The organism is Pseudomonas sp. P5_A2_2 (assembly GCF_054177685.1).
Genome location: NZ_JBGCUL010000891.1, coordinates 1 through 1823, shown reverse-complemented (window position 1 = coordinate 1823; position 1823 = coordinate 1). Strand labels below are relative to the sequence as shown.

At 61.7% G+C, this 1823-nt stretch carries 2 protein-coding genes; one reads left to right on the top strand and one right to left on the bottom strand.

Translation table 11 applies throughout. From position 1 onward, the window contains the following. A partial coding sequence (locus tag ACXRVY_RS26985) for a helix-turn-helix transcriptional regulator (RefSeq protein ID WP_458238729.1) occupies positions 1–470 on the top strand: 470 nt, incomplete at its 5' end. A 57-nt stretch (positions 471–527) separates the two neighbouring features. Here ACXRVY_RS26985 and ACXRVY_RS26980 read toward each other — a convergent pair. Beyond that, positions 528–1823, bottom strand: a 1296-nt coding sequence (locus ACXRVY_RS26980; RefSeq protein WP_458238728.1) for a GAF domain-containing sensor histidine kinase, incomplete at its 5' end; no start/stop codon positions are given.

Below are 1823 nucleotides of genomic sequence, written 5' to 3'. Positions count from 1 at the left end.
ATCCATGCCCCCTTGTACGGCCGCTGGGTGCCCTGTCCGGCTGGCAGGAGCGCCGCGCCAAGGAGCTGATGCTGCGTGACATGGGCAGTTGCGTTCGCATCAGCGAGATTGCCGAACACTGCAACCTGTCCCGTAGCCATTTTTCCCGGGCGTTCAAAAAGGTTACCGGCCACTCGCCGCAAGGCTGGCTAGTGATAATGAAAATCGAAAAAGCCAAAAGCCTGCTGATCACCTCGATGCCGATCACCGATGTCGTCTATGAATGCGGTTTTGCAGACCACTCGCATTTCACCCGCACGTTCAGCCGCCTGGAAGGGATGACACCCAAGGCATGGCGCCGGGCCTTTGAGCATGTAGCGAGCCACCCTGGCCAGCCACCAGTGATTGATCGGGACATACCCGAATGGAGAATTCGCGATAGCCTGGTCGACGGCATGGGACAGTCCCGCGCGCAGGAACTGCACGCCTGAACTGATCGAGATCGACAACACGAACTCCTCCCCTTTGGCCGCTGATGCGGCCTTTTTTTATCCGGCGCTGGCCGGTGCCAGTGGCAGGTAGAAGCAAATCCGGGCGCCCTGCTCGCTATCCTCGACCACCAGCGTCCCGCCGTGCGCGCCGATCACCGACCTGCAGATGGCCAGGCCCATTCCCATGCCGCTGCCTTTGGTGGTGTAGAACGCATCGAAGATCTGCTCGCGCTGGTGTGCGTCAATTCCGGGCCCGTTGTCCTGGAAGCAGACCTGGACATGAGCGTCCTTTACCGCTGAGCCGATGATGATGCGTCCATTGGGCAACCCTGCTCCGGCGATGGCCTCCAGCGCATTGGTGATCAGGTTGAACACCACCTGCTGGATCTGTACCGCGTCGACCGACACCGGGCATTGCGCATCGAGCCGGGTTTCCAGGTTCACGTTGCGGTTCGCCAGGTCGGTGGCAGTCAGGCGTACGACCTCACCGATCAAGTGATCGATTTGCATCGGCAACCGTTGCAACGGCATCTGTTTGGCGAGTACGCGAAGCGCCTGGACAATATCGGCGGCGCGGGCGCTGTCCGAGCGAATGTCTTCCAGCCCCTGAATCGCCTCTTCCAGATCGGGCTGATCACGCTTGAGCCAGCGCAGGCTGGCCGAGGCATTGGACACGATGCCCAGTAGCGGTTGGCTGATTTCATGGGCAATCGAAGCAGAAAGCTCGCCCATGACCTTGAGGTGCGAGCTACGCGCCAGTTCCGCCCGGGAACTGCGCAAGTCCGCTTCCATCTGCGCGCGCAGCTGGTTGTCCTCGACCAGCTGTTCATACAACTTGGCGGTTTGCAGTGACACCGCGGCCTGAGAGGCGAGAATTTCCAGCATGGTCAGGCGCTGGGCGCTGAACAGCTTGGGGACCAGGCTGTTTTCCAGATACACCAGGCCAATCAACGTGCCTTGTTTGAGCAATGGCAGGCACAACACCGACCGCACCTGGCGCTGGCGCAGATCGGCGCTGTAGGCCTCGGGACAATCGGCCCGGGCATCGTCGAGCACCAGGGGCGTGCGCGTGCGCATCGTAGCGTTGAGCACCGAGGCCGGCGCCATCTGTTCGAGCGGTTGCCCGGCGTCCAGAGCGATCCGTACATTGCCGGCTTCGACCGAAGCCGTCGCCGCCAGTTGCAGTTCGGCGCCGCTGACGATCATCAGCACGCCATTGTCGGCACCGGCCTGAATCATCAAGTGATTCATCAGGGTTTCGACCAGTCGGTCGAGCAGAACTTCCTGCGACAGTGCACGCGCCGCTTCGATCCCCACTTCGAGATCGAGGCGGACCTGGGTCACAGGCCGGAC